Here is a 3834-nt window from a genome sequence, read left to right on the forward strand (position 1 = left end):
TCAAGGATGAACGGAGTATCATCCGCATCAACGACCTTTATCGAATAATCCAGGGGTCCGGGATAAAAAGCATGAAAAGGGGCATCTAAATCCGCAAGACGTTCATACTCTATATCCACGCTATTTAAATATGCGGTAAGGGAAGCGGACGTGCCGGTCGGTCTTATCAAATCAATGGAAAGTATAGAACTGTCACCGGAGATGGATGTCTGCGCAGTAATATAATGAGGTGGATATCTGCTCTGGACAGAAAGTTCAAATGTGTCATTATAGAATACAACATCGTCGAGAGCGAATTGGTATACAAATCGGGCTCTCTGCAGGGTGTAGATGCCTACAGTGATATCAGCGCTGCCCCTTGCATCAGGATGGCGAAGAACCAGCTCACCGCTGCCGAGCTGGCCTGTACCCGGTGATATGTCGAGCCAGTACCAGTTCGTACCGGAACGGGTGGGATTGCTCACATCCTCTTCCATATGAATGACCTCCTGCACCACACTGTCCGGTTCAGAGCCGTCCCAGGCGGCGTCGATCAGTTCCATACGTCTGCCCTCTTCTCCGCCGAATGTGAACCAGTAGACATTGTTGAGCGCGTAGCCGTTCTCGAACCAGTTGACGGCGGTGTCGGGAATCAAATGGCTTGCAGGAAATGCATAAAATATCAAATAGTCATTCCTGTCGAATGAAAGATCATCCTCACCCTCCACATAAACAGGGACCTCTACGAGTGAATCTATCAACGGTATTGTCACATCCCTCGGCAGGAGATCAAAAGAAGCCGTATAGATCTTCATTGTGTGGGGGTCGAACTGCTCCGGGTCAAGACCGACGGCGACGATCTCGTCGTATCCGATCCGATAAATCCCTTCTTCAGAAACTTCAATCTTGAACCAGACGCCCGATGAGAAAGGATTGGTGCCGTTTCTGAGAGGCTCACGGCGCCATGATTTACACTGTTCATAATTCAAAATCGTTCTCTTATAAATTTCTTCGAAAGAATCATCGATCACCGGCCTTTCCACCGGTTTCTTTTTGAAATTGACTCTGATCCTGATCTTTCTGAAAACCTTCAACTCCTTTGTCACAGGGTTGTATTGAAGGGGGTTTAATCTCAAATCAACCACGTATATATCCCGGTAATAAGCCGGCTCCGTGGTCTGCACCAGTTCCGTCGGAAAGAATCTGTTTTCCCGGTAAACTTCACTCACGACCTTATCCGTCGGATGAACCTGCGGCTCGGGTATGCCCGTATAGAAAACCGGTTCAATCTCCACATCACGGATTTTTTCTTCACGAACCTCAATGATTTGAATCTCAACATCACCGTCCTGGGGTAAACCGATCTTGTAAAGCAGGGAAGGAAGCGCTGGCTCCCCTTCTTTGTTGAAATACCTGGCGTCAGGAAAAGAAATATAGCCGTCCAGAGTCAACTGTTCCATGGAAAAGGAAAGTTCAAGCCCCTGGTCGCCGAGCATCTTCACCTGCAGGCTGCCGAGCAGGCACAGAAGCATTGCGGCGTAATTAATCATCTATCTTCCTCGCTTCATCGATCAGCATAATGGGAATATCATCTTTTATTGCATAGGCAAGTCTGCATTTATGACAGATCAATTCTTCCTCTTTGCTATTGTATTCCAGTTCACCCTTGCACTTCGGGCAAACCAGAATCTCTAAGAGTTCTCTCTTGAGCATAACACCTCCCGTGGTTTTATCGATAAAAATTGGTCTTTTACTGAAGAAAGTCCCATACTCAAAAACCCGTAACAGTAAAGAACGAGAAAAGGCACAAGAACAAGCTGCAGATTGGCGATGACATAGACAACACCGACAAGCATATAAACACCCAGCAGTATTTCGAGATACGGCATCAATGATTTTATTTCAGGGTAGTGGATGACCCTGGCGCCCCCTGATTTCGGAGTTCTCGTAAAAACGTGCTCTTTACAAAAGCAACCTTCAATAATCGCCTTGGTATTGGAAATTGAAAGTCCCATACTGTATGCGATCACTCCCAGGATAAAAGGAATTCTGCGACGGTATCCCCTCTTGTATATCTCACGCTGGGACAGGTAATAAAGAAAGGGATAACCGAATGCAGCGACCGTAAAGAGAGAAATGACCACATAATAAGTATTGGAGACGATGCCTTCGACTTTGAAATAAACGACCGGCAGAGAAAAGAGTGCGAGGCCGAGCATCGCCAGGAAATTTATATGGCAGGTAAGATGCACAAAAGCCTCATATTTAGCCAGGGGTCTTAATCGGGATCGGAAGATTTTGGAAAGTAATTTACGGGCTACCTGGATAGTGCCCTTTGCCCAGCGGTTCTGCTGCACCCGATACCCGTAGGCGGTATGAGGAAGTTCTCCGGCGACGACGAAATCACCGCGATATTTTATTCGCCAGCCGCGTAACTGAACACGATAGGAAAGATCCAGGTCTTCGGCAAGTGTATCACCGTGCCATCCTCCGGCGTCGATGATGGCGCGTTTCCGCCACAGACCGCAGGTACCGTTGAAATTTATAAAACAACCGAGCCGCGAACGCAATCCCTGTTCCATAATAAAGTGATTATCAAGGCCGATCGCCTGGGATCTTGTCAGAACCGATTGTCCATAATTGAGATGCCCCCACCGCGCCTGAACTCCGCCGACATATTGATCGAAAAATTCCGGCAGAAGTTCTTTCAAGAAATCAGGCGGCGGCACGAAATCCGCATCAAAGATCGCGATAAACTCTCCCCGGGCACGTTCCAATCCGTACTGAAGGGCGCCCGCTTTGAAATTAGCCCGCGTCCCCCTCCGTACATGCAGGATATTATGACCTTTTTTCCGGTACTCACTGATTAAATCAGCGGCGATCTCCACGGTTTCATCGGTTGAATCATCAAGCACCTGGATTTCAAGACGGTCCTTTGGATAATCCATAGAGGTTACACATTTCAACAAACGATGGATGACGAACTTCTCATTATAAATAGGCAGCTGAATGGTGACATAAGGAAAATCCTTTAATTCTTTTCTCTTCGACTTTCGCGTATTTTTATTCAACCTGAAATAGTAATAAATCAAAATGAAAGAATGTATCGCGTAGAAAAAAAGTGTAAAAAGGAACAACGTATATAAAAACAGAATTAAATTTATCAATTGAGCTCCTCTTTGCTCGGTTTCACACCGATCAACGGTAAAGGCTGGAGAAAGGACGCTCTTATATTCTGCATTTCGTAAAAAGACATATCAGTATACAGCCTCATTTTATTGATTTTTCTGTTGATGTCAAGGGTCGCTGTATACTGAATTATTCCGTCGAGTTCAAAGGCGACCCTTTCGGGAAAGTATGATTTCGTCTTCAGTGTAATCTCGAAGTACGGCTTGCTCGCTCCATCGAATTTTATCTTCACACCTTTTATATCATCCTGGGAAAACAACTTCTCCCCCAGATACAGGGCGTTTTTCCTGTCATCCTTCAAATAACCGATCCGCTGCGCTTCTTCTTTCTGTTCCATTACTGTATATACATTGAGCGACCTCGTACTCAAGATCGATTTCACATCATCGAGAGTGTAGTAGTCAGGTAAACTCAACAGGAGGGCGTCGCCTTTCTTCTTCAATCGGTGCTTCACACCGATGAGCTTCAGCCTCCTGCCTATCTCTTTCTTCTTATCCGGAGAGACAACCAGAAGATAATCATACCAGCACTCCACCGGTGATTTTACAGTCTTCTTCTTATTATAATTATAGAGTTCCACCTCCAGGTAAACCGAAGAGTCGGGCAGACCGGTCCAGATGACCGACGGAAGATAATTCTTTTTTGAAACCTTTAAGATACCCACCA

3 protein-coding genes are annotated in these 3834 nt (G+C 46.0%); all 3 read right to left on the bottom strand.

The features are described 5' to 3' along the window. The coding region (locus ENI34_04370; protein ID HEC78363.1) for a hypothetical protein at window positions 1–1529 on the bottom strand (1529 nt) is incomplete at its 3' end. After that, the gene (locus ENI34_04375) at window positions 1522–1692 is read right to left on the bottom strand and encodes a Trm112 family protein (GenBank protein HEC78364.1); all 171 of its coding nucleotides are present in this window, start codon (window positions 1690–1692) and stop codon (window positions 1522–1524) included. The genes ENI34_04370 and ENI34_04375, both read right to left, overlap by 8 nt. Next, window positions 1671–3146: a glycosyltransferase gene (locus ENI34_04380; protein ID HEC78365.1), complete on the bottom strand. Its 1476-nt coding sequence runs from the start codon at window positions 3144–3146 to the stop codon at window positions 1671–1673. The genes ENI34_04375 and ENI34_04380 overlap by 22 nt, the downstream gene beginning before the upstream one ends. Window positions 3147–3834 lie beyond the last annotated feature (688 nt).

It is taken from the genome of candidate division WOR-3 bacterium (assembly GCA_011052815.1).
In the GTDB taxonomy this organism is placed as follows: Bacteria; Hydrothermota; Tepidihabitantia; order SM23-42; family SM23-42; genus DRIG01.